At 52.9% G+C, this 2023-nt stretch carries 1 protein-coding gene; it reads left to right on the top strand.

Going from position 1 to position 2023, the window contains the following annotated elements; translation table 11 throughout:
• Positions 1-184: 184 nt before the first annotated feature.
• Positions 185-1876, top strand: coding sequence for a YbaL family putative K(+) efflux transporter (gene ybaL, locus J1785_RS01390; RefSeq protein ID WP_217218644.1), 1692 nt, complete (start codon positions 185-187; stop codon positions 1874-1876).
• The last annotated feature ends 147 nt before the right edge of the window (positions 1877-2023 follow it).

The raw sequence follows: 2023 nt of genomic DNA, 5'->3' as shown, positions 1-2023 counted from the left end.
CCCTTATTCCCTTGATATCTGCCTGATAAAACCCATTTAAATCCCGCGTTGGAAATTTTTTTATCGTCTGCTGATGATTTTTAATAAAAAAGGCCAAATTTCCCCAACGCGAAAACGATTTTTACCATACACTTAGAAACAATCAGCAACACATTTGCTTTATGCATAACCAGAAGGAGTCTGAATGCATCATTCTACGCCTCTCATCACTACCATCGTCGGCGGTCTGGTCTTAGCGTTCCTGTTAGGAATGCTCGCCAACCGCCTGCGAATTTCTCCTCTGGTTGGCTATCTCACCGCTGGCGTGCTGGCCGGCCCTTTTACACCGGGCTTCGTTGCTGACACCTCGCTGGCACCGGAGCTGGCTGAAATCGGCGTCATTCTGCTGATGTTTGGCGTCGGTCTGCATTTTTCCCTGAAAGATCTCCTCGCCGTAAAGTCGATAGCCATTCCCGGCGCTGTAGCGCAAATCGCGGTAGCGACGCTGCTTGGGATGGGGTTATCAAGTCTGATGGGCTGGGATCTGGCCACCGGACTGGTGTTCGGACTGTGCCTGTCCACCGCCAGTACTGTGGTGTTGCTGCGGGCGCTGGAAGAACGGCAACTGATTGACAGCCAGCGCGGGCAAATCGCCATCGGCTGGCTGATTGTTGAAGATCTGGTGATGGTGCTGACGCTGGTTCTGCTGCCTGCGTTCAGCGGCATGCTGGAAAGCCATCATTCCAGCCCGGTCGAACTGCTGACCGGACTGGCAGTGACCATTGGTAAAGTGATTGCGTTCATGGTGCTGATGATGGTGGTCGGCCGCCGCGTGGTACCGTGGATCCTCGCCAAAACCGCCAGTACCGGTTCACGCGAACTGTTTACGCTGTCTGTTCTGGCGCTGGCGCTGGGCATCGCGTACGGCGCCGTCGAATTCTTTGATGTGTCGTTCGCGCTGGGTGCGTTCTTCGCCGGTATGGTGCTCAATGAATCCGAACTCAGCCAGCGTGCGGCGCACGACACGTTACCGCTGCGCGATGCGTTTGCGGTGCTGTTCTTCGTGTCGGTAGGCATGTTGTTCGACCCGATGATTCTGGTTCGCGAGCCGCTTACCGTGATCGCCACGCTGGCGATTATCATGTTCGGTAAATCGATTGCAGCCTTCCTGCTGGTGAAAATGTTCGGACATTCCAAACGCACCGCGCTGACAATTTCCGTCAGTCTGGCGCAGATCGGCGAATTTGCCTTTATTCTGGCTGGCCTGGGGATATCACTGGGCTTGCTGTCTGAACAGGGTCGTAACCTGGTATTGGCCGGGGCGATCCTGTCGATTATGTTTAATCCGTTGCTGTTTACATTGCTGGAAAAGTATCTGACAAATACAGAAACCATAGAAGATCAGAACGTTGAAGAAGCGGTTGAAGATGAGAAACAGATCCCGTTCGATTTGTGCAATCATGCACTGCTGGTTGGTTATGGTCGTGTCGGCAGCCTGCTCGGCGAGAAACTTCAGGCCGCCGGTATTCCGCTGGTGGTGATTGAAAATTCGCGTCCACGCGTCGAAGCGCTACGCGATCAGGGGATCAGCACCGTGCTGGGCAACGCCGCCAATCAGGAAGTGATGGATCTTGCGCGTCTCGACTGCGCCCGCTGGCTGCTGGTGACGATCCCGAACGGTTATGAAGCCGGTGAAATCGTCGCATCGGCACGTACCAAAAGGCCCAATATTGAGATCATTGCCCGTGCGCATTATGATGACGAAGTCACCTATATCATGGAGCGCGGTGCGGATCGTGTGGTGATGGGTGAGCGGGAAATCGCTAACAGCATGCTGGGTATGCTGCAGATAGACCTTATACCTGATGACGAAAAAAGGTCATTTTACCCCGTTTGACACCATGCTGAAATCCGGGCGCAAACTGTTCGTTGCGCCCTTTCGCGCGATATTAACCTCTTCTTTATTCTCCCTAATAATAAAAGATCTGCAATCGTATTATTGCTCAGGTTTCCCTGGATGTAAAAATCGATATATAATTAATGA

Source organism: Rahnella perminowiae (genome assembly GCF_019049755.1).
Taxonomy (GTDB): Bacteria; Pseudomonadota; Gammaproteobacteria; order Enterobacterales; family Enterobacteriaceae; genus Rahnella; species Rahnella perminowiae.
Note: the sequence above shows the minus strand (reverse complement) of the source record. Positions and strands in the feature narration are given on the sequence as shown.